This window comes from Pseudomonas sp. 102515, assembly GCF_031085165.1.
Lineage (GTDB): Bacteria > Pseudomonadota > Gammaproteobacteria > Pseudomonadales > Pseudomonadaceae > Chryseomonas.
In genome coordinates, this window is record NZ_JAVHTY010000001.1 from 959,024 (window position 1) to 983,741 (window position 24,718).

20 protein-coding genes, 1 tRNA gene and 3 pseudogenes are annotated in these 24,718 nt (G+C 57.3%); 14 read left to right on the forward strand and 10 right to left on the reverse strand.

The features are described 5' to 3' along the window. Window positions 1-81 precede the first annotated feature (81 nt). Both RCF34_RS04315 and RCF34_RS04320 read right to left on the reverse strand, forming a co-directional pair. Window positions 82-564, reverse strand: a complete 483-nt coding sequence (locus tag RCF34_RS04315) for a hypothetical protein (protein WP_308707064.1) — start codon at window positions 562-564, stop codon at window positions 82-84. Window positions 565-898: 334 nt separating this feature from the next. Beyond that, the gene (locus RCF34_RS04320; RefSeq protein ID WP_308707065.1) at window positions 899-1,291 is read right to left on the reverse strand and encodes a RidA family protein; all 393 of its coding nucleotides are present in this window, start codon (window positions 1,289-1,291) and stop codon (window positions 899-901) included. A gap of 128 nt (window positions 1,292-1,419) precedes the next feature. Here RCF34_RS04320 and RCF34_RS04325 point away from each other — a divergent pair. The 3 genes and pseudogenes from RCF34_RS04325 to RCF34_RS04335 all read left to right on the forward strand — a co-directional run. Continuing rightward, window positions 1,420-1,704 (forward strand): annotated as a pseudogene (locus RCF34_RS04325) (class I SAM-dependent methyltransferase); the annotation flags it as partial. A 13-nt stretch (window positions 1,705-1,717) separates the two neighbouring features. After that, window positions 1,718-2,341, forward strand: a pseudogene (locus RCF34_RS04330) (DEAD/DEAH box helicase); the annotation flags it as partial. A 359-nt stretch (window positions 2,342-2,700) separates the two neighbouring features. Continuing rightward, window positions 2,701-3,183 carry a hypothetical protein gene (locus RCF34_RS04335; protein WP_308707066.1) on the forward strand — a complete coding sequence of 161 codons (483 nt, stop codon included), beginning with the start codon at window positions 2,701-2,703 and terminating at the stop codon, window positions 3,181-3,183. 300 nt (window positions 3,184-3,483) lie between these two features. Here the strand turns inward: RCF34_RS04335 and RCF34_RS04340 are convergent, their stop codons facing one another. From RCF34_RS04340 to RCF34_RS04350, 3 genes are all read right to left on the reverse strand, one after another. Then, complete coding sequence (locus tag RCF34_RS04340) at window positions 3,484-4,158, reverse strand: RraA family protein (RefSeq protein WP_308707067.1); 675 nt, start codon at window positions 4,156-4,158, stop codon at window positions 3,484-3,486. Between the two features lie 80 nt (window positions 4,159-4,238). After that, window positions 4,239-5,168, reverse strand: a complete 930-nt coding sequence (locus RCF34_RS04345; protein WP_308707068.1) for a 2-hydroxyacid dehydrogenase — start codon at window positions 5,166-5,168, stop codon at window positions 4,239-4,241. A gap of 22 nt (window positions 5,169-5,190) precedes the next feature. Next, a complete protein-coding gene (locus RCF34_RS04350; protein ID WP_308707069.1) occupies window positions 5,191-6,318 on the reverse strand; it encodes a mandelate racemase/muconate lactonizing enzyme family protein in 1,128 nt (375 codons plus the stop codon). A 102-nt stretch (window positions 6,319-6,420) separates the two neighbouring features. Between RCF34_RS04350 and RCF34_RS04355 the strand changes: the two genes are divergently transcribed. Then, complete coding sequence (locus RCF34_RS04355; RefSeq protein ID WP_308707070.1) at window positions 6,421-7,287, forward strand: LysR family transcriptional regulator; 867 nt, start codon at window positions 6,421-6,423, stop codon at window positions 7,285-7,287. 170 nt (window positions 7,288-7,457) lie between these two features. Beyond that, window positions 7,458-7,595 (forward strand): hypothetical protein, encoded by a 138-nt coding sequence (locus RCF34_RS04360; protein ID WP_374941140.1) that lies wholly within the window; start codon window positions 7,458-7,460, stop codon window positions 7,593-7,595. On the opposite strand, the gene RCF34_RS04365 is transcribed toward RCF34_RS04360, so the two are convergent. Further along, window positions 7,589-8,782 carry a PAS domain-containing sensor histidine kinase gene (locus RCF34_RS04365; RefSeq protein WP_308707071.1) on the reverse strand — a complete coding sequence of 398 codons (1,194 nt, stop codon included), beginning with the start codon at window positions 8,780-8,782 and terminating at the stop codon, window positions 7,589-7,591. The two genes, RCF34_RS04360 and RCF34_RS04365, sit on opposite strands and share 7 nt — an antisense overlap. Next, window positions 8,783-9,586 carry an alpha/beta hydrolase gene (locus RCF34_RS04370; RefSeq protein WP_308707072.1) on the reverse strand — a complete coding sequence of 268 codons (804 nt, stop codon included), beginning with the start codon at window positions 9,584-9,586 and terminating at the stop codon, window positions 8,783-8,785. It lies immediately after the preceding gene. A 652-nt stretch (window positions 9,587-10,238) separates the two neighbouring features. On the opposite strand from RCF34_RS04370, the gene RCF34_RS04375 reads away from it, so the two are divergent. Together RCF34_RS04375 and RCF34_RS04380 are read left to right on the forward strand one after the other, a co-directional pair. After that, entirely contained in the window at window positions 10,239-12,413 is a 2,175-nt protein-coding gene (locus RCF34_RS04375) for a PAS domain S-box protein (RefSeq protein ID WP_308707073.1), read from the forward strand. 5 nt (window positions 12,414-12,418) lie between these two features. Next, on the forward strand, window positions 12,419-12,808 hold the full coding sequence (locus RCF34_RS04380; RefSeq protein ID WP_308707522.1) for a response regulator: 390 nt from the start codon (window positions 12,419-12,421) through the stop codon (window positions 12,806-12,808). A 197-nt stretch (window positions 12,809-13,005) separates the two neighbouring features. On the opposite strand, the gene RCF34_RS04385 is transcribed toward RCF34_RS04380, so the two are convergent. After that, on the reverse strand, window positions 13,006-13,212 hold the full coding sequence (locus tag RCF34_RS04385) for a hypothetical protein (protein WP_308707074.1): 207 nt from the start codon (window positions 13,210-13,212) through the stop codon (window positions 13,006-13,008). Window positions 13,213-13,693: 481 nt separating this feature from the next. Between RCF34_RS04385 and RCF34_RS04390 the strand changes: the two genes are divergently transcribed. The 3 genes and pseudogenes from RCF34_RS04390 to RCF34_RS04400 all read left to right on the forward strand — a co-directional run bounded on the left by RCF34_RS04390 (window position 13,694) and on the right by RCF34_RS04400 (window position 18,548). Then, window positions 13,694-15,793, forward strand: a complete 2,100-nt coding sequence (locus RCF34_RS04390; protein WP_308707075.1) for a diguanylate cyclase domain-containing protein — start codon at window positions 13,694-13,696, stop codon at window positions 15,791-15,793. 150 nt (window positions 15,794-15,943) lie between these two features. Continuing rightward, window positions 15,944-17,499 (forward strand): annotated as a pseudogene (locus RCF34_RS04395) (OB-fold nucleic acid binding domain-containing protein); the annotation flags it as partial. A gap of 281 nt (window positions 17,500-17,780) precedes the next feature. Further along, complete coding sequence (locus RCF34_RS04400; RefSeq protein WP_308707076.1) at window positions 17,781-18,548, forward strand: SDR family oxidoreductase; 768 nt, start codon at window positions 17,781-17,783, stop codon at window positions 18,546-18,548. Window positions 18,549-18,587: 39 nt separating this feature from the next. On the opposite strand, the gene RCF34_RS04405 is transcribed toward RCF34_RS04400, so the two are convergent. After that, window positions 18,588-19,466, reverse strand: coding sequence for a LysR substrate-binding domain-containing protein (locus tag RCF34_RS04405; RefSeq protein WP_308707077.1), 879 nt, complete (start codon window positions 19,464-19,466; stop codon window positions 18,588-18,590). Between the two features lie 187 nt (window positions 19,467-19,653). Here RCF34_RS04405 and RCF34_RS04410 point away from each other — a divergent pair, with 187 nt between their 5' ends. The 4 genes from RCF34_RS04410 to RCF34_RS04425 are packed head-to-tail and all read left to right on the forward strand — an operon-like array spanning window position 19,654 to window position 24,268. Then, a complete protein-coding gene (locus tag RCF34_RS04410; RefSeq protein ID WP_308707078.1) occupies window positions 19,654-20,931 on the forward strand; it encodes a ribulose-bisphosphate carboxylase large subunit family protein in 1,278 nt (425 codons plus the stop codon). After that, a complete protein-coding gene (locus tag RCF34_RS04415; RefSeq protein WP_308707079.1) occupies window positions 20,928-22,322 on the forward strand; it encodes a four-carbon acid sugar kinase family protein in 1,395 nt (464 codons plus the stop codon). Before RCF34_RS04410 ends, RCF34_RS04415 begins: the two co-directional genes overlap by 4 nt. 54 nt (window positions 22,323-22,376) lie before the next feature. Continuing rightward, window positions 22,377-23,720 carry an MFS transporter gene (locus RCF34_RS04420; RefSeq protein ID WP_308707080.1) on the forward strand — a complete coding sequence of 448 codons (1,344 nt, stop codon included), beginning with the start codon at window positions 22,377-22,379 and terminating at the stop codon, window positions 23,718-23,720. A 5-nt stretch (window positions 23,721-23,725) separates the two neighbouring features. Continuing rightward, on the forward strand, window positions 23,726-24,268 hold the full coding sequence (locus RCF34_RS04425) for a site-specific integrase (protein ID WP_308707523.1): 543 nt from the start codon (window positions 23,726-23,728) through the stop codon (window positions 24,266-24,268). A gap of 365 nt (window positions 24,269-24,633) precedes the next feature. Here the strand turns inward: RCF34_RS04425 and RCF34_RS04430 are convergent. Then, a tRNA-Lys gene (locus tag RCF34_RS04430) sits at window positions 24,634-24,709 on the reverse strand. Window positions 24,710-24,718: the final 9 nt, after the last annotated feature.

The window sequence follows — 24,718 nt, forward strand, 5'->3', positions numbered from 1 at the left end:
GAAACGGCGGAGAAGGTGCTTAGGATGACACAGTCTGAGGTTAAGGCTATTAACCTTAGCCCTATATATAGCTAATTGCCACTATTTCTCGGATGCCTGCCTGAGCAGCGGAACGCTGACCTCCTCCCCCGCTTCGAGCGCCGCCAACGCCAGGCGAGTGGCTTCGAGACGCTCTTCCAAGGAATAGTCCTCCACGTCCTCATCCGGCAGCTCCAGCGGTTGTTCAGGTGCATCGAAGGAATGCCATTCGGCATCCTCGGTGCGATCCGCCGCGACAGGGCTGGACAGGCTGTCCAGCGAGGGGACGGACGCCGGTTCACCCGCTCCAGCCGCCTGAGCGGACTCGCTCGGGCCCGACCTGGGCAAGAAGTCGTGCGCAGCGCCCTGCTGGATGTACAAAGGAACCGCCGCTCCATCGTCCTGGCCCGTAGCGGTCAGCGCAGCCTGGGTACGCGCGAGTTCGAGCCTGGGTACTACCCCGGCCTGGTACAGCGCCAACAGGCGGGCATCGACGTAGCCCAGCAAGAGGTAGCCCACAGAGCCTTCGCTGCCATCTGAATTCATCACAGTGCTTCCTGCATCGGTTGGAAAGATCACCTCCAGGGTTCGCGGAGGCGAATGAATGAACGCTCACCTGACCATCAGATCTTGAGCGCTGCAGCCCTTGATCCGTCTCCGCAACCCGGACAAGGCGCAGCCGGACCTTCTACCGGCGATACCACGCTGGTGACAGGAAAGAACGCTCTCGCCAAGAGTCCGCTGCACCTTCACGGCAGCTAGAACCGCGAACACCTGGCTGAGCAGACGAGTGCTCCGACTCGCTCAGCCAGCGTTGCCGAGCTGAGCGAGACCCTGCAGAGGCAGAGCCATCGGGCCGAACAGGCGGAGGCGGCCAAGTCTATTGCCGCACGGCGATGCATTTGATTTCTGCGAGGAGTCCGGCACGAGCCAGTTCGGCGACGCCGATGCAGGTCCAGGCGCACGTCCCTCTGGGAAACACGGCATCCTTCACGCGCCTGAAGACAGGCATGTGCCTATGCAGGTCGACGTGGAAAGTCGTCAATTCCACCACGTCCTCGAACGTACAGCCACCCGCTGCCAAGACCATTCGGAGATTTTCCCAGGCTGCCCGGAATTGCTGCTCGGGATCCCGGATCACCTCCAGCTCCGGCGTACGGCCCACCTGCCCTGCGCAATAGAGCGTCTTGCCGACCTTCACTGCCGGTACATAACCCGCACGTTCGACAAGCAGTTTCATGCTGTCGGGGATGATCAATTGGCGGTCTGTCATGGTCTTCGCGCCCGCGGTCGCAGAAAAGACAAGCTAACAGCAGAAGCGCTCCGAGGCCTAGGCCGAACCGCTACCGGAGGTATCGCTCGGGGAACCCTATGGTGTGCCAGCCGCCGTCACGGAGCTGTCAGGCTGGCCAAGTACCACGACCACCGGTCAAGGCGCTGTCGCAATGGCACCTGGCCCTCGCGGCCGGGGCGATCTCGGGCGTGGTCACCTCTCCCAATGGACGCGTCCTGGTGCTCAAGGGCGACACCTACAAGGAGAAGGTCAGCCGCACCAGGTTCACCGAGGATGAGGACGGCAACGTCTTGGAATCACGGATCCTGACCGACCGTTTCGTGCCCGTGATCCAGGCCTGGGACATGACACCGGGACCCCAAACGCCGGGGCAGGTCCTGACCATCACCTCGGCGCCGGCCGCAGGATACCCTGGTGAAGCTGCTCAGCTCCGCCAGGCCCTGGGCGAGCCGTACGATGGTCGTCAGGAGTTCTTCATCCTGGGCCGTGTGCGGATGCGGATGGGCCTCCACTGGCGGCTGGCGTGCGGTACGCGCTGCGCCGCCAGCGGGCGGAGACTGGCCTGCTGCACGGACTGTGGTCGCGTGCTCGAGGACGAGGAAGGCAACTCCCTCACCCTGGAGGACTTCCAGCGCGAGGAGCGGCGCCGGCAGTGCCCGAAGTACAAGGCGTCCCTCTGGACGCTGATGCGCCCGGGCAAGGCTGCCGGCGGTGACAGGCGCAGCGTGATCCTCAAGTCGATGTGCCGCATACCCACCATCGGCCCCATCGGGGCCGAGAAGTTGGTGGCGGACTTCGGCGAAGAGTTTCTCGCCACGATGCTCGGCTGACAACGTCCACGAGTTCATCAACCTGATGGACGCCAAGGGCGACTTCGTCTTCAGCGACCGCCAGGCCAAGCGCATGGAGCGCGCGATGGCCAACCTGGAGCTCGGCTTCGGCGAGGGCGGCTACCAACCGACCGAGTTCATCGAGCGCTACCTCCCGGACGGCTACTTCGACCTGCTGGTGGTGGACGAGGGACACGAGTAAAAGCCCAGATGTTCTTGGAATTCATGGCGGCGTTCGCCCGGAAGGACTACGAAACGCGACGCGCTCGGGCGGCCCAGGGCATCGCCAAGGCGAAGGCGGCGGGAGTCTATAAAGGGCGACCGAGGGATGAACAGTTGCACGCGCGGATCCGAGAATGCCTTGCCAGGGGGATGTCGGTGCGAGGGACGGCTAAGCTACTAGAATGCTCCACAAGCCCTGTCCATAGACACCGAACGACGCGGGGCCTCAACAAGGTCTAGGCCACACACGTATCATTATCAAACGAATGAAGTAGATGCGATTCTGAGCCCGCGCAAGGCGCCAGAAGCATCAAGAGCCCTATCCATGGAGGGAATGTGCGTATCCAAATAATCAAAGCCTTTCCATTTGCAGTGTTGTTTACCTTGGGTCACAGCAGCTATGCGGAACCCCCTATCAAAGCGTTGGACTCAGGCGGCTGTACTCTTCAGATCACCAACGGCCAAACGGTTTTGGTCCGGCCAACGTTGAATTTCGTCAATTTCTCCTACGATGAACCGAGCTTCATCAGCAAAGACCATTTGCTGAGGATGGCGCGAGCCGTGCTGAAGGCTGGCTGCCCAGTCAACGACTTTGTAGACGAGTCAGGGTTGAGCCACCTCAATGCAGCGATCCTGTTCAATCGCGCTGATCTGGTTAAGCTCCTGCTAGAGCATGGCGCTGATCCGACGCTACGCATCGCGTCACCAGGCAGATCCTTCGACGGGATGGACTCCTATGCACTTCTGGATAGGCTGATGAAGTCTCAGGGGAAAGATCGCAGCGTCGTCAAACGCTTGCTTGAGGCACGGCTCGGTTGATCTTGCTGAAGTGACCGTCCGGCTGGAGTCACTGCACGGAAATAGTTTGTAAGCGATTTAACGTAATCGCTACTTATGCGCATTTAACCTATTACGGTCAAACGTTAACCCAACGCGTACCGGCCTGTGCGTATGACTTTGATGTGTGGTTTAGAAGCTGTACCAAATAGCGATAGCTTTCAGCTCGAAACCGTACAAAACACAATGTACGAAGGGCGTGTTGCTTGGGGCCCACCCTAATTGAACACCCAAGAATGAAAAAAGGCAGCGCATGGCTGCCTTTTTGATTACCGAAAATGTTTAGGGTAACGCGCAACCCTTCTGCTTGAGGGCGGCCAAGACCCAGCTGCGATCGTTCGTGCCTTCGGCGATCTGTCGCATCTGCTTCTCTTCTGCAGCATGCTTGGCGGCAGCCCGGTCGTAGATTTCGGCTACCTGGTCGTAAGGCACGCACAGCAGGCCGTCATCGTCGCCAATGATCAAATCGCCCGGCTCAATGACCATACCGTCGATGGCGATGGGCACGTTGATCTCTCCCGGTCCATCCTTGTAGGGACCACGGTGCGAGACGCCGGCGGCGAACATCGGGAAGTCCCCCGCGCCAATGCTGGCCACGTCGCGAATGGCGCCATCGACAACGATGCCGGCGACACCGCGCTTGACGGCATAGGACACCATGATCTCGCCCAGTTGAGCATTGGTCAGGTCACCGCCGGCATCCACCACGATGACGTCGCCTGGCTCGGCAATGTTCAAGGCGTAGTGGAGCATGAGGTTGTCGCCTGGACGCGTCTTTACGGTGAGGGCCGGGCCGGCCAGTACGCCCTGGCGATGCACGGGACGAATGCGCGAACCGCCAGCCGTCATCCGATTCATGGAATCGCTGACATTGGCGACTGGAACTTCCCGGTAGCGCGCTACCCAATCGGCAGCGACTTTGCGTTGTGCTTCTAATACTCTGAATCCAATGGTCATGGGGCATTTCTCTTATGGACGTTATTTGGTGCCGCAGAGGCGTGTCTTAGATTCTTTGCTTGAGTGTCGTCTGTAACGCATTAACCAAGAACTGGAGTCAGGGGGTCTCGACCGGCAAATACGTTATGGATGTTATCCAGCGCAAGGCGAAGCATGGCGTGCCTGGTTTCTTCGGTGGCAGAGCCCACGTGCGGGGTAAGAATCACATTATCCAGCGCGACCAATCTGGATTCGATCAGTGGCTCTTTCTCGAAAACATCCAGCGCGGCACCTCCTATCAAGCGGTTTTCCAGCGCATCAATTAGGTCCGCTTCGTTTACAACGGTGCCCCGCGACACATTGACCAATAAGCCGTTAGTGCCCAGGCATGACAGTACTTTGCTATTGATAAGGTGGTAGGTCTGCTCACCACCTGGGCAACACAGGATGAGAACGTCTGCAAAGGTAGCCAGCGCCAGTAGATCACTCATGAAGGTATAGGGCGCATCTTTTACCTCCTCCCCGCAGTAGGCTACGTCAACGTCGAAGGCAGACAGACGACGCGCAATTCCTTGGCCGATGCGCCCTAGCCCCACGATGCCTACTCGCTTTCCAGCCAGACTTAACGCCAATGGAAAGATCTTGTTCTCCCAAGTGCCGTCCCGAACAAACCGGTCAGCGGAGGGTATACGGCGCAGCAGTGATAGCAGCAGTCCGATCGCGAGCTCGCAAACCGCGGCGTCTAGAACCCCAGGTGTATTGGTCACCACCACACCCTTGCTGCGCGCAGCATCGAGAGGGATCCCGTCAAACCCTACGCCGGAGGTCGAGATGATCTTGAGCTTCGGCAGTTGGCTGACTAACTCCGCAGGTAATTGATAGCTGCTACGGGTCAAGACGGCCTCAACCATCGCTGCCAGCGCAGGGTCCCGCTGCAGATCCGCCTCCGTGTATCGCCGCAGCTCAGCATCGATGACTCGCTGTTGAGCGGCGGGAAATTCGCCGACCTGCAGTACGTTTGGTATAGACATGATGTCCTCGCAGCGTCGGATCTTATCGGGAGACCGTAGTCCAGCGGCCATACTTGGCGACTTGGGCTTCATCGAAGTCAAAGCCCAATCCAGGCGTCTGATGCAGCACCACGTGGCCTTTCTTTTGCGTCATTTGCCGATCCAGCAGGCGCCGGAAGTTCAGCACTTGGTCATCCCAGAAAAATTCGACGTACCGAGCGTTCTGGGTAGCGGCAACCAGGGGCGCATGCACGTCATGGAACCAATGGGGGCACATCTGGATTCCGTAGCCGGCGGCCATCGCCGCGATTCGCCGCCATTCGGTGATGCCGCCGCACACGGCGGCGTAGGTCTGCAGGATGGATGCGCCGCCCATGTCCAGCAGCTGCTTGTGGTACCAGCGGCCGTAGCCGATTTCGGCCGTCGCGACAGGGATGCGGGTCAGCTTTGCCAGGCGAGCATGACTTTCGATGTCATCCGGGCTGAAGGGCTCTTCGATGAAATAGGGATCGTACTGTTCGAAGCGGCGCAGGTACTGCATCGCCTGAACGGTATCGATCCAGCCGTTGTTGCAGTCCAGCATCAGCTCGACGTCGGAGCCAATAGCCTCGCGAGCCGCCTTGACCCGTGACTCTTCGCCCGCCGGGCTCCAGCGTCCTGTCTTCATCTTCACGGCGCTGAAGCCCTGCTCTACATAGCTGGCCATCTCCTCACCAACGTGGTCGGCGGTCTTGCCGTCCACGTAGTAGCCACCGCTGGCGTATGCGGGCACGGTTTCCAGCTCGACTGCTCCCAAGTACTTGTGCAGGGGGAGCCTGGCAGTCCGGGCGTTCAAGTCCCAGAGCGCTATGTCCAAGGCACTGAGGGCACGCATTACAGTGCCCATGCGCCCCTGGAGCAAGGCTTCCTGGTACATCTCTTTCCATAGGCCTTCGACCGCCAGGGAGTCGCGGCCAATGATCACCGGTGCCAGCAACTGCTCCACCGCCACGCGGAAAAGCTCGCCGGCGGCATTGCCTACGTAGCAGAAGCCGATGCCTTCTACACCGTCGCTGCTGCGGATCTTTACCAGGCCATAGTGACGGTCGACCACGGTACGGTTGGCGAGGTAGGTGACCTTGTCGAGGGGGATGCGAGCGACACAGACGTCGATGGATTGAATGGTGGCCACGGTTCTTCCTCAGGTATTGGAGTGCTGTCCGAAGACTTTGCCCCTTTAGAGGAATCCAACAAATGTGCTTTCACCGCATTCAGATGACGTAAAGTACGTCGAATGGATACGCGATTTCTCAACAGCTTCGTCACAGTGGTGGAAAGCGGCTCGATTGCCGGAGCCGCTCGCCGGCTGAACCTGGCCCCCACGACCATCGCTCAGCAAATGAAGGCGCTGGAAGCCGAAATTGGCTGTGAACTGCTCATGCGGGTTGGGCGTACAGTGAAGCCAACGGTCGTGGGAGCGCGCATCGTCGAGCAGGCACGCGATGTACTTCGCTGTGTAAGAGATTTGCGCTCCGCTGCCTCCGATACGGCATTGCCTGCCGGGCCGTTGCTGTTAGGCGCTACGCCAACCGCGCTGATGGGGATGCTTCCCGCTATCCTGCGCCGATGGATGAGTGCCTATCCTGAAACGCAGATATTCATCGAGCCTGGGACCTCTGCCACGCTGCTGCAACGAGTGATGTCCGGTCAACTGGATGCGGCCATCCTGGTACATCCCACGTTCGCCCTGGATAAAACCTGTGTCTGGCAGCCGCTCAGGGAGGAGCCACTTATCCTGCTTACACCCGCTGAGATGAAGGTTCGCAACGTTCTGCATACGGCGGCACGGGAGCCCTTCATCCAGTACGACAGGAACGTGGTCGCCGGAAGGATGGCCGACGAGTACCTACGCCGCCATGACATCCAGCCAAGGGTACGTTTCGAGCTGGATGGCATTGAGCATATTGCTCAGTTGGTAGCCGAGGGGTTTGGTGTTTCCATTCTCCCAGACTGGCCGGTAATGGGACTGCCTGACCCTCGCACGAAGCGCTGGAAACTCCCCTCTCCCTACCCTTCGCGAGTGGTGGGATTGGTTTGGCTACGTCAATCGGCTCGGTCACCACTCGCGAGAGCGTTATATGAACTGACTAAGCTCATATAGGATTGGCACCTATGACTGCTAATCATTTCGCATTGATAGTGATGGACCAATCTATCAGAGCTGATCTTTTGCCGCGCCATCGAAACCACAGTAATATTTTCAATAGCTACTGGTTATTCCTAACAATAAGCGCTATAACGACGATCATCATATAAGTTGAGAAAACCACTATGTCTTTGATCCAAGAATACCGTCAGACCGAAGCCGCTATTGAAGAACTGAAGCAGCGTTTGGAACAGCTAAACAGCGACGAGCGCCTTAAAAAAGAGCGCGAGTTCGAAAAACAGCGTCACCACTTTTCCTATTGAGGTTGGACGAATGGAGCCGAACCGAGCGGAAAAGAGACGGTGAACGACGTGCCGCAGAGCTCATTAGAAGTGACCGAGACCTGTCCGCCATGCGCTTTGACGATTTCATTGACGATAAATAGACCAAGACCGACGCTGCGTATGCCGCTTTCTACGGCTGCGCCGCGGATCAGCGGCTCAAATAATGTAGTCAACAATGACTGAGGGATCACGGGACCCTCGTTCTGTACCGATACGTATGCCATGTCATGTTCCAGTCTTGATGCTATTGAAATGGGCTGCGCTAAATCGCCGTACGCTACGCTATTACTGACTAGATTACCGATGAGCTGCTGTACTCGATCGGCATCCAAATACGCATTTCCAACCCCTACGGTCTCGTGGACTAGCCACGCATTCGGAAAAGTAACCCGCAATTCTTCGATGCTTCGATGGACTAGATCGTGTAAGTCCACCGACTGAGGAGAAACGACAATACCGCGCCCAACGCGAACCAACGTAAAGTCTAACAGGTCCGCGATCAAACGTTCCGCACGGTCAGCTGAGTGCTTTATCCAGCCGATTACATTGCTTTCTTTGGATGTTCGCTCGCCGCGTGCGAGAACGTCAGCACCCATCTTTATAGCCGTTAGCGGATTCTTCAAGTCATGACTTACAATAGCGACCATCTGCTCCGCAAACAACGCACGTTGCTGAGCGCTTTCGAAGGCATTGCTTAGCTCCGCTTGAGCCAGACGGAGATTCACCTCTGCAGCGGTTTTCTGCTGTAACAACTCTTCCGCAAGCTTCCGGGATTTTAGCAACTCCCTTTCATACTTGTCTCGATCATAGATCGTGAATAGCGCAAGTTCATGCTGTATACCACCATCACGCTCGCGCCTGATCCCGTTCAAAAGCATCGTAACTTTTTGCCCGTCATGATGCTTCAGGTCGAGTTTTACCTCAGCGACAGACCCTTGCAACTTCATCAGCGGTGCCAGATGCGTTTGATGAAAAATGCGCCCGCCCATAGTAAGTAGGTCTTGAAAACGCATGCCGCACAGTTCGGGTACACGGAAACCGACCCATTGGCTGAACGTAAGATTGGTACGCAGTATGGTCCCGTCCTCTTTTGTCACTACCAGTCCGCAAGGCGCCTCTTCATAAAGCATCGGCAGGTAGGACTCTGGAGCTTTATCGCGTTGCATTTAGCCTTTCCAAGGAAGCAGAAAGGTGTCCATCGCATCAACGCAGGCGTCCGGCGCGCTCATGTGGGGGCAGTGACCAAAATTTTCTACTATGACAAGCGCACTCTTAGGCATCATTTCATGAAGATATTTGCCTACCGCAAGGGGCGCAATTAGGTCGTCAGTAGACTGCAGGATCAGAGTGGGCGTAGCTAAGCCGGCGACGTCCTTCCGATTGTCCGACATGAAGGTCACCCTAGCGAAATGCTTCGCTATCTCGGGGTCAGTACGGCAGAAGCTGTTGGTCAGCTCTGCGCCTAGCTCGGGCTGCCCTGGTGCCCCCATGATGACAGGCGCCATGTTGCTGGACCAGCCGAGGTAATTGTCGTCCAGGCTGTCGAGCAATGATTCGATGTCGTTTGCGGTAAAGCCCCCTTCGTAGTCCTCGGAATTTACGTAGCACGGAGAAGGCCCGACCATGATGTGAGCAGCGATGCGATCAGGCACCTGCCGGTCAGCCAAGACGCCGATCATCGCGCTTACTGAATGGCCTATCAAAATTACCGGTCCGCTGGCGAACTGGTCGATTATCTCGTTAAGGTCTTCGGCATATCCATCTAGCGATCCGTACCTCGTCCAGTCATACGCGCTCACATCTGACCGACCAGCGCCGACGAGATCGTACAAAATCACCTGGAAGCACTTGGTGAAGTGGCCTGTTAGATAGCGCCACATGGTCTGGTCACAGCCGAAACCATGAGAAAAAATCAAGGTGGCTGGACCCGTACCTGATAGGTGAAGGTTATTGCGATATTTAACGTCCATGAGCACTTCCAGCAAGGTGACTGATAAGCGCCGGCGAGTTTATGTAGCCAGCAGGGTCACGTCATCCATTAAATTTACTGAACGTCAAATCAAGTACGACTAGCAGCGAGCGGATGGTCTCATAACCGCATCGTAGAGCGCGCCAGTCACGGGACGGAAGAGGTAGGCGCGTGCTGCTGCGAGCTGCTACACCACCGCGCAGTGCCGTCTAACCGGTTTTTGAGGAAGTAGCTGATATGGAGCATACACGGATGCGTCTAAAAGGCCAGTCCTAGGACTGTTATGGCTGGGTGTGCTCGGCGTACCATTAAGCTAGCTCGGATGCCTTCGTGAGGTAGCAATTTTCATGGCATCGACGCACGCGGGTATCGCTGACTAAATAGTCGACATGAGGCGTTCGTCATGCTTCCCTATGACGCTCTTTTTTGTCGATGACCAAGGTTGCGAACAACAGCTATCGTCAATCGCTGCATCCTAAAAATCGGCGTTCACGCAAAGCCGCACGTTGAATGCCCACTGGGAACCCGGGGAGAGCGCTTGCATTGCTGCGTATACAAACGATGCGCTACTTAGGAATGGCTTCGAACGATGTCGCTTTTGGCTGTCGCCCGTGGTGGCGTTTGATCCGAGACGAGAATCAGGAATAAATCCGATGTCTAATACCCAGAAACTTCCTGAAGCGCTCAGTGAATACGACAACCTACTCTCTCTCAGCACGGACACGCTTGATGCCTTTCCGTGCGCCGTCTTTCTATGCAATCACGAGGGGTGGGGCGTCAGACATAACACCGAGGCGGCTCGGCTATGGGGAAGGGTTCCTGTGCTCGGGCGTAACGGAGATCAGTTCTGTGGCGCCTATCAGCTGTTCTTGCCGGATGGCACTCCACTCTCTGCAGAACGATGCCCGCTGGCGAAAACGGTTAAAACTGGCGTCGAATCAAAGAACTCTGATGTGGTATTTCGTCGTCCGGACGGCACGCGGGTGGTAGCCCGGATGAATACTCGCGTACTTCGAGATAAACACGGCGCAATACAGGGAGCGATAAGTTTTTTCCAAGATGTTTCGCCGCACCATGCTCTGACGAACGAATTAGTACGTAAAAGCGCAGATCTAGAGGACTTTTTCGACAACAGCGTGGTGGGCCTGCACATCGTCAGCGGAGATGGCATTATTCTGCGTGCTAACAAGGCAGAGCTTTCGCTATTGGGATATACGGCAGACGAATATATTGGACGCCGTATCACGGACTTCCACGTTGACGCCTTTGTCATCGGCGACATCTTGGGAAAGCTTGGTGCTGGCGAGAGCCTCGAATCTTATCCCGCACGACTCCGCACTAAGAGCGGCGGTGTTAAGCATGTGCTGATCACATCAAATGCACGCTTCGAATCTGGGAAGCTTTTTAATACCCGCTGCTTCACGATTGATGTTACCGATATCCATGCTGCTGAAACAGCGCGGCGTGAAAGTGATGACCGGCTCCATGCCACCTATCAAGCGGCTAATATTGGCATCGCTGAGGCTGATATAGATGGACGTCTGCTACGTGTAAATGACGCACTTTGCGGCATGCTAGGCCGCACGCGAGAGCAGCTGCTGGCGATGACCTTCCTGGGATACACCCATGCAGAGGCCGTTGAAGAGGATGCTGACCTTTACGCACGCCAGGTTGCCGGTGAGCTTGATCACTATGTACTTCGAAAGCGGGCGTTCAAGGCTGACGGTGAGACGGTCTATCTAGACATCCATAGCTCGTCGGTGCGAGATCCTTCTGGCAATTTCCGTTATGGAGTGCGCGTGATCCAAGACGTCACGATCGCGCATCGTATGGAGCAGCAGGTACGGGAAAGTGAGCAGCATCTGCGTAATCTTCTCGAAGCATTGCCCGCTGCGGTGTACACAACTGATGCGGAAGGTCGTATTGCTTTCTACAACCGAGCTTGTGTGGAACTGGCTGGCCGGACTCCTCAGGTGGGTGATATGTGGTGCATAACTTGGCGTCTCTTAAACACAGACGAATCGCCGCTTCCCCACGATAAATGTCCAATGGCGATGTCACTGAAAGAGAGCCGTCCAATACGAGGGGCAGAGGCTATCGCCGAACGCCCTGATGGTACTCGTGTGCCTTTCATTCCGTACCCCACCCCACTCTATGACGCAAGAGGCACGTTAGTCGGCGGTATCAATGTGCTTGTCGACATCACCGAGCGAAAGCGAGCGGAAAACAACCAGAAGGTACTGATCGACGAGCTCAATCATCGAGTGAAGAATACCCTGGCTACCGTACAGTCGTTAGCGGCGCAAGCCGCACGAAATGCTGACACCGCTGAACAGGGTTATCAGCGATTTGAAGCTAGACTCTTGGCTCTATCTAGAGCTCACAATTTGCTGACCAAACGCCATTGGGGACACTCTCCTCTCGACTCGCTTGTTTACGAAGTTATCGTGCCGGTTTTCGGGCATGAGCCTGGTCCTGTTTGCATTATGGGCCCGCCAATTAAGGTTAGTTCTCACATTGCGCTGAATCTTACGATGACGCTGAACGAGCTTGCGATCAACGCCCTGAAGCACGGTGCTCTTACGGTTGCTACGGGGAGGGTGTCGATAAGCTGGACCACGCATCCGCATGCGGAGGGCGCATTGCTTTCGTTGGAATGGCGCGAGCATGGCGGGCCGCAGGTTATTGAACCCAAACGGCGCGGCCTGGGGTTGCGTTTGATCGAGCGCTGTATACAGCGCGATCTCGACGGAACGTTTGAGGTCTCGTTTCATTCTGACGGCATTGTTTGCCGCATCTCTTTCCTTGTAGGAGCGACCAAACATTGACCGCGATGGACGGAGTCAGAGTGCTCGTTGTCGAGGACGAGGGAGCAATTGCCATGTTGATCGAGGAGATGCTAGAGGACCTTGGTTGTATTGTCGTTGCGTCCGTTGCTCAGCTTGCCAAGGCGACAGATATAGCTCGCTCTATCGAGGTCGACCTAGCGATGTTGGACGTCAATCTCGCCGGCCAACTTGTCTTCCCGGTCGCTGAGATCCTGCGTGATCGTAATATCCCTTTTCTTTTCAGCACAGGCTATGGTGCTAGCGGACTTAGCAGCGAATTCGCTCAGCATCCCGTGTTGCACAAGCCGTTTTCTCAGAAAGACCTCGAAGCGAAGATAACCGCAGCACTAGTCACGCGCGCGGAAGCTGCGGGGTATTCCCACCCAGAAGGTTGATCAGTCACTAAGCGATGCGCTTATCGCTGAGCTGGGCACCGACAGCGATCAGGCCATTGGACTCACGCACAGCGTGCACTAAAGCTAGGTAACGCAGCTGCGCTTGTAGCACGATGCCACCGTGTGCAAGCGCCCACGTGCTGACCCCCTCCTGCCAGTGAGTCATGCGAATTTTGGACAGGTCGGGAAAGATTACGTCAGGCTTGCTCCGCGAAACGGGTGAAACCGGCCGGCACGCCACCACGCGGTGCACGATGAGAAGTATCGATCAGCGAAAAGGTGCGTTCGGCCAGGCTCGGATCCGAGCGACCGCTGGTAGGGCGCGCGACCTGCTGCTGTACCGGTGAACCGCTCAGGGCGAAGTATTCCATCAACTGCTGGAGCTGCTCGGCCTGGCCGCTCATCTCTTCCGCGGTGACGGCCACCGCTGTGGATAGAAGACGGTCCGTTGGGAGTCTGACTAAGTTGCAGCCTGCCGCTATTGATCTGTGCGGCTCCACCACTCCGTTCTTCGGACGCAGCCGCGATTTCCTGGACCAGATCGGGCGGATACTGACAGACGGTACCAATTGGTCGAGCAATGGCGCGGTGCGTTCAATAAAGGCTACGCAGCAAAACAGAAACAGCGATGCTCCTCTTGGCCGAGATCGCGACAATCTGGCGTGCGATCGGAAGCAAAGCTCACTTTGCTAGGGCATAAAATGAATCTAGCCAGAGATAGCCATTTGATAGGGCTACCGATTCCGGCGTTTTAAGTCGAAAGTAGTCCTTCTTAGCCATCGGTGAGCAAAACGCTGAGTAACAGATAAAGCGCTAGCGATGGCGGCCGATAGCCTTCACCAGAATGCCAAGGAACAGAGGCGTTCGGCCCCACTAGAGCGACCCATGATCCGTCTATTTTCCTTCCAAAGCCTGCGGGCAAAATTCGCAATCGTCGTCGCGCTTTCTGTCCTGGTGCTTACCGGCATCTTCGGCACCGTCATTGGCGCATCCTCGATTTCCAGACTCAAAGAGCAGACTGGGCAGCAGCTTGCTGAATACGCCGCTTCAATGATCGACCGCCTTGACCGGGATATGCATAGCCGCTCCAAGGAACTTACCGTCCTCAGCGCCCTAGAGGCGCTGCGTCAACCTGGAAACGTAGGTGAGGCACGTAGGCTGCTCAACCATCTCAATGCCCAATTTCCCAGCTTTTCCTGGATCGGGCTTACGGATACCGAAGGCAAGGTGGTCGCATCGACCGGACGGTTGCTTGAGGGTATGAGCATTGCTCAGCGGCCAGTGTTTATAAACGGCCAAGACCGCACCTTTGTAGGCGACGTGCACGAAGCCGTTATGCTCGCGAAGCTTCTACCCAACCCGTCGGGGGAGGCCATGAAGTTCGTCGACATCAGCATGCCGTTGCGGGACAAAGCTGGAGCCTTCATGGGCGTACTGGCCTCTCATCTGTCGTGGCAGTGGGCCGCAGAGGTAGGACGGACCATTTTTGAACCGGCTGGGAAAAGCCTTCCCGGCCTGGAATATCTGGTCGTCAGTCAGGATGGAATGGTCTTATTGGGCCCCAAACATCTGATTGGCAAACCCATTGATCCCAGCATCGACTACAGAAGCGGAGCACGGTGGGCAGTCAGCCAATGGCAAGATGATAAAACCTACCTAGTAGGAATTGCCGAAAGCACAGGTCTTGATGGCTATCCGGGCTTGGGTTGGACGGTGGTTACCCGTCAGCCGGCAAATCTCGCCTTTGCAGAAGCTCACGAAATCCGTATGGAAATACTGCTATGGGGGAGCCTGCTCGCTATCGCTTTTGCCTTCCTGGGGTGGTTCGTGGCGGGAGTTATCACCAAGCCGCTGAACAGGATCGCCGAGGCGGCTACTCACCTTTCCGAAGGAGCCGCAGTAGAAATTCCGTTGGTCGGGGGTAGCCTGGAAGTCGAAAAGCTGAGCATGGTCCTTCGACACTTGGTAGATAGCCTAACGTCGCTGCATCGTGAGCTAGAGGACCGAGTTCAGGCGCGTACTCAGCAACTATCCGATACTAACCTTGTGTTACAGGACGTTATCCAACGCCAGTTGCTTATCGAGCAGACAGTTCGTGATCGTGAAGCCGAGCTGACGATGGTCATTGAGAACGCCAACGACGCCTATATAAATCTGGACGACACAGGCGCGGTCACCGCTTGGAATAAGATGGCAGAAGAAACGTTTGGTTGGTCGGCAGACGAGGCGATCGGTACCCCATTGGATCAGCTGATCATACCCGCCGGGATGCGTGAAGGGCACCGTCGCGGGATGGCGCGCTATTTAACTACTGGCGAGGCAAAAGTACTTAATCAGCGACTCGAACTACCAGCACTGCGCAAAGATGGTACCTCGCTCGTGGTAGAGATACGACTTCGGGCATTGAAAATCGGCACACGCACCCAGTTCAGTGCCTTCCTACACGATATTACCGCCCGTAAAGCTATGGAGGCTCAGCGAGAGCAAGAGGCGAGGCAAGATGCACTGACAGGGTTACTAAATCGCCGTGCTCTCGCAGAGCTCCTTCCAATGGCGATTGCGCGCGCTGACCGCAACCAAACTCCATTAGCGCTCGTATTCATTGATCTAGATGGCTTTAAAGCTGTTAACGATACGTTTGGCCATGAGGCCGGCGATGAACTACTTCGCGTCATAGCCGCGCGCCTACGAGATACTAGCCGAGCGAGTGATATGGTTGCCCGTTTAGCTGGCGATGAGTTTACTGTTGCGTTGGAAAGTGTACAAAATGGCCTCTCTGACGCAAGAATGGTTGCATCTAAAATGCTAGCGAGCATCGTACAACCAGTTGAACTCCCTTGCGGCTCCGTACACGTACAGGCATCCATGGGTATAGCGGTATACACGCCCGGTTCGTTTACAACCGCCCCCGAGTTAATCCGAGAAGCTGACGTCCTAATGTACGAAGCGAAACGGGCAGGAAAGGGTGTGATTTTCCCACAGTAAAAGCGAAACAGCATACCGGTGCAGAAGCTCGACCTGTGGGCACTACCGGAGGCGGAGCGGGCACCGCCGAGGCAAGCCTGTCCAGAATGCCGACTTCCGGGCAAGTCCGCAGGCCCTGTCGCAACGTATCGATACCGCCCAGGCCATACTGGTGGAGATCCGGCGCCAAATTTGCTTCGTATGGTCGGTATGAAAGAGCGCCTCTCTAAGCCGACCTCGCCTCCCGTATGTCCTGTCCATGCCTGGATGAGCAGATCGGCATCAGGCTTGGCGGAAATCCAATGGGACAAGGACGGCCTGGATACCATGGGCCTTCTGAAGGTCGACATCCTCGCCCTGGGGATGCTTAGCACGCTGCGTTGGTGCTTCGACCTGGGCAAAAGCTACCGGGGTAAGGAACTCCAGGAGGACAAGCCGACCTACGCGATGATCAGCCCGGCCGATACGCTTGGCGTGTTCCAGATCGAATCACGCGCCCAGATGGCCATGCTGCCGCGGCTGGGGCCACAGACCTTTTAAGACCTGATGATCGAGGTGGCCATCGTCCGGCCGGGCCCCACCCAAGGGGCATGGTCCATCCCTACCTGAGGCGGCGGACCGGCCAGGAGGAGATCAGCTACCCGCCGGCGCTGGCGCGCGTCTTCGGCCGGACCCTGAGTGTGCCCTTGTTCCAGGAGCAGGTGATGGAGCTTGCCATTCTGGCCGCCGACTACACCCCGGGTGAAGCCGATCAGCTGAGGCGCAGCATGGCGGCCTGGAAGCGCCATGGCGGTCTAGAGCCGCACCGGGAGCGGCTCCCGTCGCGCATGCTTGCCAATGGCTACACCGCCGAGTACGCCGCGGACATCTTCCGGCAGATCGAGGGGTTCGGCAGCTACGGTTTTCCGGAGTCCCACGCGGCCAGCTTCGCCCTGCTGACCTACGCCAGTTGCTGGCTCAAATGCCATGAGCCGGCGGCCTTCGCCGCGGCGCTCATCAATTCCTACCCCATGGGTTTCTACAGCCCATACCAGATCCTGCAGGACGCCCGGCGGCACCGGTCGCAGACCCTGCCTGTGGACGTGACCTGCAGCGACTGGGATTGCAGCCTCGAGGCTGTCGCGGATAGCCGGCAGCCAGCCCTTGATGCCAAGGCCCGAGAGTGCCTGGCGGATGCGGGGGCACTGAAGGGTTTGGCTGGGCACCGCTTCCAGGCGCGCTGGGCAATGGCCGCGATCGAGCCGCAGCTTCCGCTCCTCGCCGAGGGCGCTGTGGTGGTGGAGGAGATCCAGGCGCTGGTCGCTCCTACTGTGGGTGAAGACCTCCATTCTGACTACGCCTCGCTGGGTACCACTCTGGGACCGCACCCGCTCACTCTGCTGCGCCCTAAGCTCATCGCTCTGCGCTTGATGAGCTCACGTGACCTTGAGGACCGGCGCCACGGCCAGCCAGCACGTATAGCCGGTCTGATGGTCGGCCGGCAGCGGCCTGGTAGCGCCAGCGGGGTGACCTTCGTGACGCTGGAAGACGAGTACGGCATGGTCAACGTGGTGGTGTGGCGTACCTTGGCGGAATGCCAGCGGCGCGAGCTGGTGGCGTCACAGCTGCTACGGGTGGATGGGACCGTGGAGACGCGCGATGGGGTACTGCACGTCGTAGCCGGCCGACTTGAGGACATCAGCGAGCTGCTGCAGGGGCTCGACACCCGGAGTCGAGATTTTCGTTGATTAAACTACTGACTGTCGGACGATTATTTTCGGATCACTCCCTCTCTCACAATACCGGCTCAAAAAGCATCTACTTCCAGATGAGGCAAAAGGATATGGGCCTGCTGAATCGATGACTTCCCCATTTGCTTTGCCGGCTGTAATTACTGACTCGGCTTGCCCTTTCGTGATTGTGAAATTTCATCACTTGAGCGGGAGATTTTATCGATTGCATCTCTAGCGGGCTATTTCCTAATCTCCAAAGCTCAGCCACCCAGGCGTTTAGAACAAGAGAAAAATCAATGCAAGCCATGGATCAAAAAGTTGCCGTCGTCACAGGTGGGGCGATGGGTATCGGCGCTGCAGCTGCGCTGGCCCTTGCGAAAGACGGTCACCAGATCGTCATCTGTGATATCAAAATCGATGAGGCTGAGCGCTTCGCCGACCACCTTAAAGACCAGGGCTTTTCTGCCTTCGCCTGCCAGGTTGATGTCAGCTCACCGTCATCCATAACCGAGGGCTTCGACTGGATCGAGCGTGAACTGGGCCGATGCGACGTCCTGGTTAACTCTGCCGGTATCGCTAAGACAATGCCGTTTCTCGACTTCGATCTCGAGGTCTTCAACAAGACCTTGCTCATCAACGTCACCGGCACCTTCCTGTGCTGCCAAATGGCCGCTCGCCTCATGCGCAAGCATAGCTTTGGCAGGATCATAAATATCGCTTCAGTAGCCGGCCTGCGTGCCGTTGGCAAAGGTCGTACGGCTTATGGCACATCTAAAGGCGCGGTGATCGCGCTGACTCGTCAAATGGCCGTCGAATTGATTGACTATGGCATCACTGCTAACGCGATCGCGCCTGGGCCAGTCGATACCCCCATGACTCGAGAGCTCCACAGCGACAGTTTCCGCAAGGCTTATAGCAACGCCATTCCGGCTAAGCGCTACGGCACCACTCAGGAAATGGCTGGGGCGGTCAGCTATCTAGCATCTGACGTAGCAGCTTATGTGAATGGCATTGTCCTGCCCGTGGACGGTGGCTTCCTGGCTTGGGGCGCAGGGGATATCTAATCCCTCAGTGCCGAGGCGCTATCACACTGAGATCACGCCTCAGCTGCTTGCCATTTCTTCTCGAAGCCATTGTGCGAGGTTCGCCGTGTCAGGCCGCTGCATCGCGCTTGGAGAGACCCAGAGAACCAAGTGGGCGGGACCCTCGACAAAGCCAAAGGGCGCCACGAGTTCCCCTTTGTCGAGTTCGGACTGCACCAGTATTCGGGGAACGCAGGCCATTCCGAGCCCAACCTTCGCTGCCTGGATCAGCAGGTAAAAATGCTCGAAGTACTCCATACCGTTCGTTTCTATCGGTATGCGCGCCATCGCCGTATACCAGTCACTCCACGCGTGCGGCCGAGTCCTGGTGGCGAGTAAGCGTTCCCGGCCTAGTTCGTCGATGCCGTTCACTCCAGACGCAGCCTGATACTCAGGCGAGCAAATCACCCCTATCCATTCACGTGTGAGCGGGATGGGAACGGTACCTGGAGGTGGCTGGATGCTATCTAGTCGAATCGCGACGCTGACGCCTTCCTGAATGAAGTCGATAGGACCATGTCCAGTCTTGAGCCCAAGCTCCATCGTGGGAAAGCGGCTGTGCAACTTTGCCAGACGAGGTAAAAGCCAGTGCATCATGATTGAGGCAGAGCAAGAAAGCTCCAGCGGCTGAGGCCGCACCTGCTCCACACTTTCCTGGATCAATGCGAATCCGCGCCTGAGGCCGGCCGCGAGCTTGGCGCCTTCTGCAGTGAGTGCGGTGCCATGCGCATTGCGCGTCAGCAACACCACGCCAAGCGAGTCTTCCAGACTCCGAATATGCCGACTGATTGCGCCATGCGTCACCGACAAGGCGTCGGCCGCCTCGCTGAACGTGCCCTTTCGAGCAGTCATCTCGAAGGCTCTCAAGGCATTTAGAGAGGGCCGTGGGGTAGAGGGCATCGTTCGGTACCTCGCTAGCCGACTGGGCGCGCCGCCTCTCGCGACGATCCGCGCTGAGTGTGAGTTTTTGTCGTGCGACCAGGAAATCATATCGATTGGCCGGGTGAGTGGTCAATGTATATTGAAAGTACATCTGCAGACGCTTTTCGCTGAAGATCGACAACAATAAACAGCTCGGGGAATACTTATGTCCGATTATCCGTCAGCCAGGGAAGAGTTCACCGCTCGCTTCTTTGTTGAAAGTAACTTTCCGATCGAGAAAGTCGGGGAGATTATCGCCGGCGAACAATCGAGCGGTACGTTCATCTCCGTTCCAGGTGAATCAGCGGAGTTGAAAGAGCGCTCGCGCGCACGGGTCGTATCCATCAAGACGCTGCCGGCTGTAGATACAGCATCGTTGCACAGCGCTTATTTGGGCAGGCACAACCCGTCTAATCACTTCCATCGCGGCGAGGTCACGATTGCATTCCCTATCGCCAACATTGGCACCAACATTCCCGCTTTGCTGACCACCATCGCGGGAAACCTCTTCGAGCTAGGCGAAGTGAGCGCTCTCAGGGTCCTAGATCTGGAACTGCCCGAGAATTTCGCTTCGACGTTCCTCGGGCCTCAGTTCGGGATCGGAGGTACGCGCGCCCTCTGTGGCGTACACGATCGGCCCATCATCGGCACGATCATCAAGCCCAGCATCGGCTTGACCCCTGAGCAGACTGCGGAAACGGTCGATGCCCTTTGCGCAGGCGGTATCGAGTTCTTCAAGGACGATGAGCTGTTGATTGACCCGACCTATGCGTCTTTCGATGCCCGGCTCAGCGCTGTCATGCAGGTGCTACACCGTCATGCCGATCGGCTAGGCCGGATGCCGATGTATGCCATCAACATCTCGGGCGGCGTGGACGACATGCTGAGGCGGCACGATGCCGTGCGCGAGGCCGGTGGCACCTGCGTGATGCTGTGCCTGAACTGGGTTGGCCACTCGGCCGTCGAACACATCCGCAAGCATTCCCAATTACCTATTCATGGCCATCGCAATGGGTGGGGCGCCCTCACGCGAAGCCCTAACCTGGGCTTTTCCTTCGACGTCTACCAAAAGGTATGGCGCCTAGCGGGCATCGACCATCTGCATGTCAACGGAGTCCAGAGCAAGTTCTGGGAGCCGGACGAGTCCGTTATTTCATCGGCACGGAGTTGTTTGCGCCCCTTCGCCGGCATACAGCCGTTGCTGCCCGTGTTTTCTTCCGGCCAGTGGGCCGCGCAGGCCCCGATTCTCTACAACGCACTCAAGTCGGTCGACCTCATGCATCTGGCGGGCGGAGGCATCATCGGTCATCCGCAAGGTATCGAGGCTGGCGTGCAGAGCATGCGCGAGGGCTGGGAGGCTGCAGTGCAACATGTGCCCCTGCATCAGTACGCCGAAGCCCGTCCGGCCTTGAGTGCCGCGCTAAAGAAATTCGGAGGGGCATGAAGATGGCTGTGGATGCCCATCCGAAACTTCCGCTCGTCTTCTATGGCGATGACTTCACTGGCTCGACGGATGCATTAGAAGTGCTGACCGCGGCCGGACTCAAGTGCGCGCTGTTCCTACAGCCCCCGTCGCCACGACTGATCGCGGAGCTTGGCGGCTTCGATGCCATTGGCATCGCCGGTGATAGCCGTGCGATGTCCAACGCAGAAATGGACGATGCCCTACCCGCGGTGTTCCACGCGATCAAACAGCTCTCACCGTCACTGGTGCACTACAAGGTGTGCTCGACGTTCGACAGCGCGCCAAACGTTGGCAGCATCGGCCACGTGATCGGCCTGGCATCGGCCATCTTCGCCGTCACCGGCATCCCCATCATTGCCGGCAATCCCCAGCTGGGTCGGTACTGTGCCTTCGGCAATCTGTTCGCCCTGTCCAAGACGGATCACCAGGTCCACCGGATCGACCGCCACCCGATCATGCGGGCTCATCCGATCACTCCGATGCAGGAAGCCGACCTCAGTGTGCACATCGGCCACCAGGCGAACCTGGACATTGCCAAGGTAACCATCCGGCATATTGAAGAGACGGACGATCTCACCGCTCTGGCCCGTGAAGTGGGTCTTCAGCATGATGCAGTGTTGTTCGACGGCATCACCGACGAGCATATGACCGCAGCGGGCCGGGCCCTCACCGAACTCGCCATCGGCAATGCCCCTGTGTTCGTGGTCGGCTCGTCCGGTGTGGAGTACGGACTGACACAACACTGGCACGCAGGCGGCCGGACGTGTAACCGCCAAGCCCAAGTCGCTCCGTTGCATCCTGCTGGACAGGTGCTCGTGGTGTCGGGCAGCGCCTCACCGTTGAGCCAGGCTCAGATCGATGCAGCGCTCGCCGATGGCTTCGTCGAGCTGGCAGTGGATACCACAGGGCTCATAAGCAACGCCAGGCGTAGCGCGATACTCCAGGAACTGGTGACAACTGCACTCGCTCATCTCGCAGCGGGACGATCCGTCGTCATGCATACCGCCAAGGGCCCGGCCGATCCGCGCATCGAGCAGATGATCGAAGCCATGGTCGCCGAAGGCCTGAATCGTGACAACGCGAGAACTCACGGCGGCAAACGACTGGCATTCGAGTTGGGTCATGTCGTCCTGGCCATTCTCGAAGCCTATCCACTGAAGCGGCTCGTGATTTCTGGAGGGGATACTTCCAGCCAGATAACCAAAGTCCTCAATCCAGAGGCATTGGTTATCAAGTCCTATCTCTCGCCCGGCGCCCCGTTGTGCCAAATGCATTCGGAAAAGCCCTATCTGAAGTCCCTGGAGATCGCTCTGAAAGGCGGGCAAATGGGAGACCGGGATTACTTCGTCAGGGCCTTGAGAGGCGAGTAATCGAGCACCGTCAAGTACAGCACTGGCACATCTACAATAACAACAGGTGAAACCATGCAGACTGCTATATCCAGTATCAGTGAAACAACCCTCGAACACATGGACGCGGAAAAGCAGAAGTCCATGAAGAACGTGGTGGCGGGAAGCCTTTTCGGTACGGCACTCGAAACCTATGACCTTTATCTCTATGGCACCGCCGCGGCCCTGATCTTCGCTCCCCTGTTTTTTCCTGGGCATGATGAAGCCGTCTCGCGGCTGGCCTCCCTTGCTTCCTTCGCCATTTCCTTCATCGCCAGACCCCTAGGTTCCCTAGTGCTTGGGCATTTCGGCGATCGTATCGGTCGGAAGAAGTTGCTTTATCTCACGCTGATCGTCATGGGGTTGAGCACCGTGGGTATCGGCCTTTTGCCTACCTATGCGAGCGTCGGTATCTGGGCGCCGATCATGCTGTGTGTCCTGCGCTTCATCCAGGGCTTCGCTTTCGCCGGCGAATACAGTGGCGCCGTGCTCATGCTTCTCGAACATGCGCCCAGGCGAAAACGTGGACTCTACGCCGCGATCAACAACATTGGCCCAGTGTTCGGCTTCATCGCCTCGGCTGGTTTACTCCTGATCGTCAGCAGCGCGTTATCTAAGGATGATTTCTACTCCTGGGGATGGCGCATTCCTTTTGTCGCCAGCCTCGTACTACTGATCGTTGGGGTCTTCGTTCGCTCGAAGGTGCCCGAATCTCCAGTATTCTTGGAGACCGCCGCGAAACGTTCCGCTAACGCAGCGCCCAGCCAGTCGCCCGCTATGCGGCTCTTCAAGCGCTATCCCAAGCAACTGCTACTGGTCGCTGGCGCCAACATCTGCCATTTCTCCACGTTCTACCTGTTCACCGTGTTCGCGCTGAGTTATGGCCAGCGGGAGCTAGGGCTATCCAACGCCTTCGTGCTATCGGTCGCTATGGTCGCGGTCTGCACCCATCTGGTGGTAGTGCCTTGCGCCGGCGCCTTGGCTGATCGAATAGGCAGGCGTACCACCATGCTCATTGGCTTCGCGTTCACAGCACTGGTCGCGTTTCCCTTCTGGTACCTGTTTTCCATCGGCCAGTTTCTGCCGATGGTCATAGGTTCATGCCTTTTCATGACGGGGTACGGCTTGGTCTACGGTGCCGTACCGTCGTTTACCGGTGAGGCATTCGGCCCTAGTGCTCGGTTTACCGGCTTTGCAATGGCGACCAACATTGGGGGTATCGTCGGCGGCGGAACCGCACCGATCCTCGGAGCGTACTTACTGAACCATTTCGGCTCCCCCTATGCCATTTCGATACTGACCATAAGCCTCGCGGTGATCTCGGCAACCTGCGTCTACCTATCTGCCGAAACGAGAGATATCGATATCGTGAATGAATGATCGATATGAGTGCGGCATGGGACTTGAATCCATGCCGCCTTTCGAAGGAACAGCTACTCGTTGCCGATTTTGGCGTGGTGCCAGGCAGCGCTGCTGCGAGGATCGGCACTACCTGGCTCAGAACCATTAATATTCGAAGTGAAGGAGACAAGACTCACAAAGAGTTCTTCCTACCGATCTCCGGACCTCTTTATGAGCACATCGACCGCGCTATAGCGTGGGCAGATTCCCTGCATTTCAAAGCCACGGACCAACTATTTAACGTCAATAGGTTCTCTTCGCACTACAGGCGAGAAACTATGGATATACATCAGATTGAAGCAAGGTATAGGAAGCTCATGGCGTTGGTAGGGACTCGGATGACTCCGCACCGGTTCAGGCACACCTTGGCGTCTGGCCTGATGCGACAAGCTGATCGCAATATCCACGTAGCCAAGGCCCTGCTGAACCACTCGAGTATCGCTACCACGATGGAATACATCGAGACGGATCCACACCAGATGCGTCATGTCTCGAAGAACGTGCCGATAAGGTACCGAAGAGCCTGATCGCTCGAGTCGATTACAGCGCCCGGCAACACCAGGAGCAGCGACTGGATCCACCCAAGCAATTCCCCTCCCTGCCCTTTCAGCAGCCGGCGAGCATCGCCGCGCCTTCCACGCCAGAAGCGTTCGATCAGCTCGAAGAATGGATCAGCAATGGGGCGCGACCGCTTACAGCGGTCGTAAGACGGGGATAGTTGAGCAGCGAAGATAAAAACGAAATTTCGCCCACGCCAGCCTGTGCCAGGCTCAGGGCGCCAGCTGATTCAGTTCGACATCATCAAACCACGGAGCTAGATTCCGCCACAGACGGCTGCTTGTCTGAGCTGGGGAACGCAAAAACCCTCCTTGCGGAGGGTTTTTGGTGAAGATGGTGGGTCGTGTGGGATTCGAACCTACGACCAATTGGTTAAAAGCCAACTGCTCTACCGACTGAGCTAACGACCCGTTAGTGGC

Coding starts and splice junctions, on each gene's coding strand:
- RCF34_RS04315 (WP_308707064.1), bottom strand. CDS start 564: ATGAATTCAGATGGCAGCGAAGGCTCTGTGGGCTACCTCTTGCTGGGC.
- RCF34_RS04320 (WP_308707065.1), bottom strand. CDS start 1,291: ATGACAGACCGCCAATTGATCATCCCCGACAGCATGAAACTGCTTGTC.
- RCF34_RS04340 (WP_308707067.1), bottom strand. CDS start 4,158: ATGACCATTGGATTCAGAGTATTAGAAGCACAACGCAAAGTCGCTGCC.
- RCF34_RS04345 (WP_308707068.1), bottom strand. CDS start 5,168: ATGTCTATACCAAACGTACTGCAGGTCGGCGAATTTCCCGCCGCTCAA.
- RCF34_RS04355 (WP_308707070.1), top strand. CDS start 6,421: ATGGATACGCGATTTCTCAACAGCTTCGTCACAGTGGTGGAAAGCGGC.
- RCF34_RS04360 (WP_374941140.1), top strand. CDS start 7,458: ATGTCTTTGATCCAAGAATACCGTCAGACCGAAGCCGCTATTGAAGAA.
- RCF34_RS04365 (WP_308707071.1), bottom strand. CDS start 8,782: ATGCAACGCGATAAAGCTCCAGAGTCCTACCTGCCGATGCTTTATGAA.
- RCF34_RS04370 (WP_308707072.1), bottom strand. CDS start 9,586: ATGGACGTTAAATATCGCAATAACCTTCACCTATCAGGTACGGGTCCA.
- RCF34_RS04375 (WP_308707073.1), top strand. CDS start 10,239: ATGTCTAATACCCAGAAACTTCCTGAAGCGCTCAGTGAATACGACAAC.
- RCF34_RS04380 (WP_308707522.1), top strand. CDS start 12,419: ATGGACGGAGTCAGAGTGCTCGTTGTCGAGGACGAGGGAGCAATTGCC.
- RCF34_RS04385 (WP_308707074.1), bottom strand. CDS start 13,212: ATGAGCGGCCAGGCCGAGCAGCTCCAGCAGTTGATGGAATACTTCGCC.
- RCF34_RS04390 (WP_308707075.1), top strand. CDS start 13,694: ATGATCCGTCTATTTTCCTTCCAAAGCCTGCGGGCAAAATTCGCAATC.
- RCF34_RS04400 (WP_308707076.1), top strand. CDS start 17,781: ATGCAAGCCATGGATCAAAAAGTTGCCGTCGTCACAGGTGGGGCGATG.
- RCF34_RS04405 (WP_308707077.1), bottom strand. CDS start 19,466: ATGCCCTCTACCCCACGGCCCTCTCTAAATGCCTTGAGAGCCTTCGAG.
- RCF34_RS04410 (WP_308707078.1), top strand. CDS start 19,654: ATGTCCGATTATCCGTCAGCCAGGGAAGAGTTCACCGCTCGCTTCTTT.
- RCF34_RS04415 (WP_308707079.1), top strand. CDS start 20,928: ATGAAGATGGCTGTGGATGCCCATCCGAAACTTCCGCTCGTCTTCTAT.
- RCF34_RS04420 (WP_308707080.1), top strand. CDS start 22,377: ATGCAGACTGCTATATCCAGTATCAGTGAAACAACCCTCGAACACATG.
- RCF34_RS04425 (WP_308707523.1), top strand. CDS start 23,726: ATGAGTGCGGCATGGGACTTGAATCCATGCCGCCTTTCGAAGGAACAG.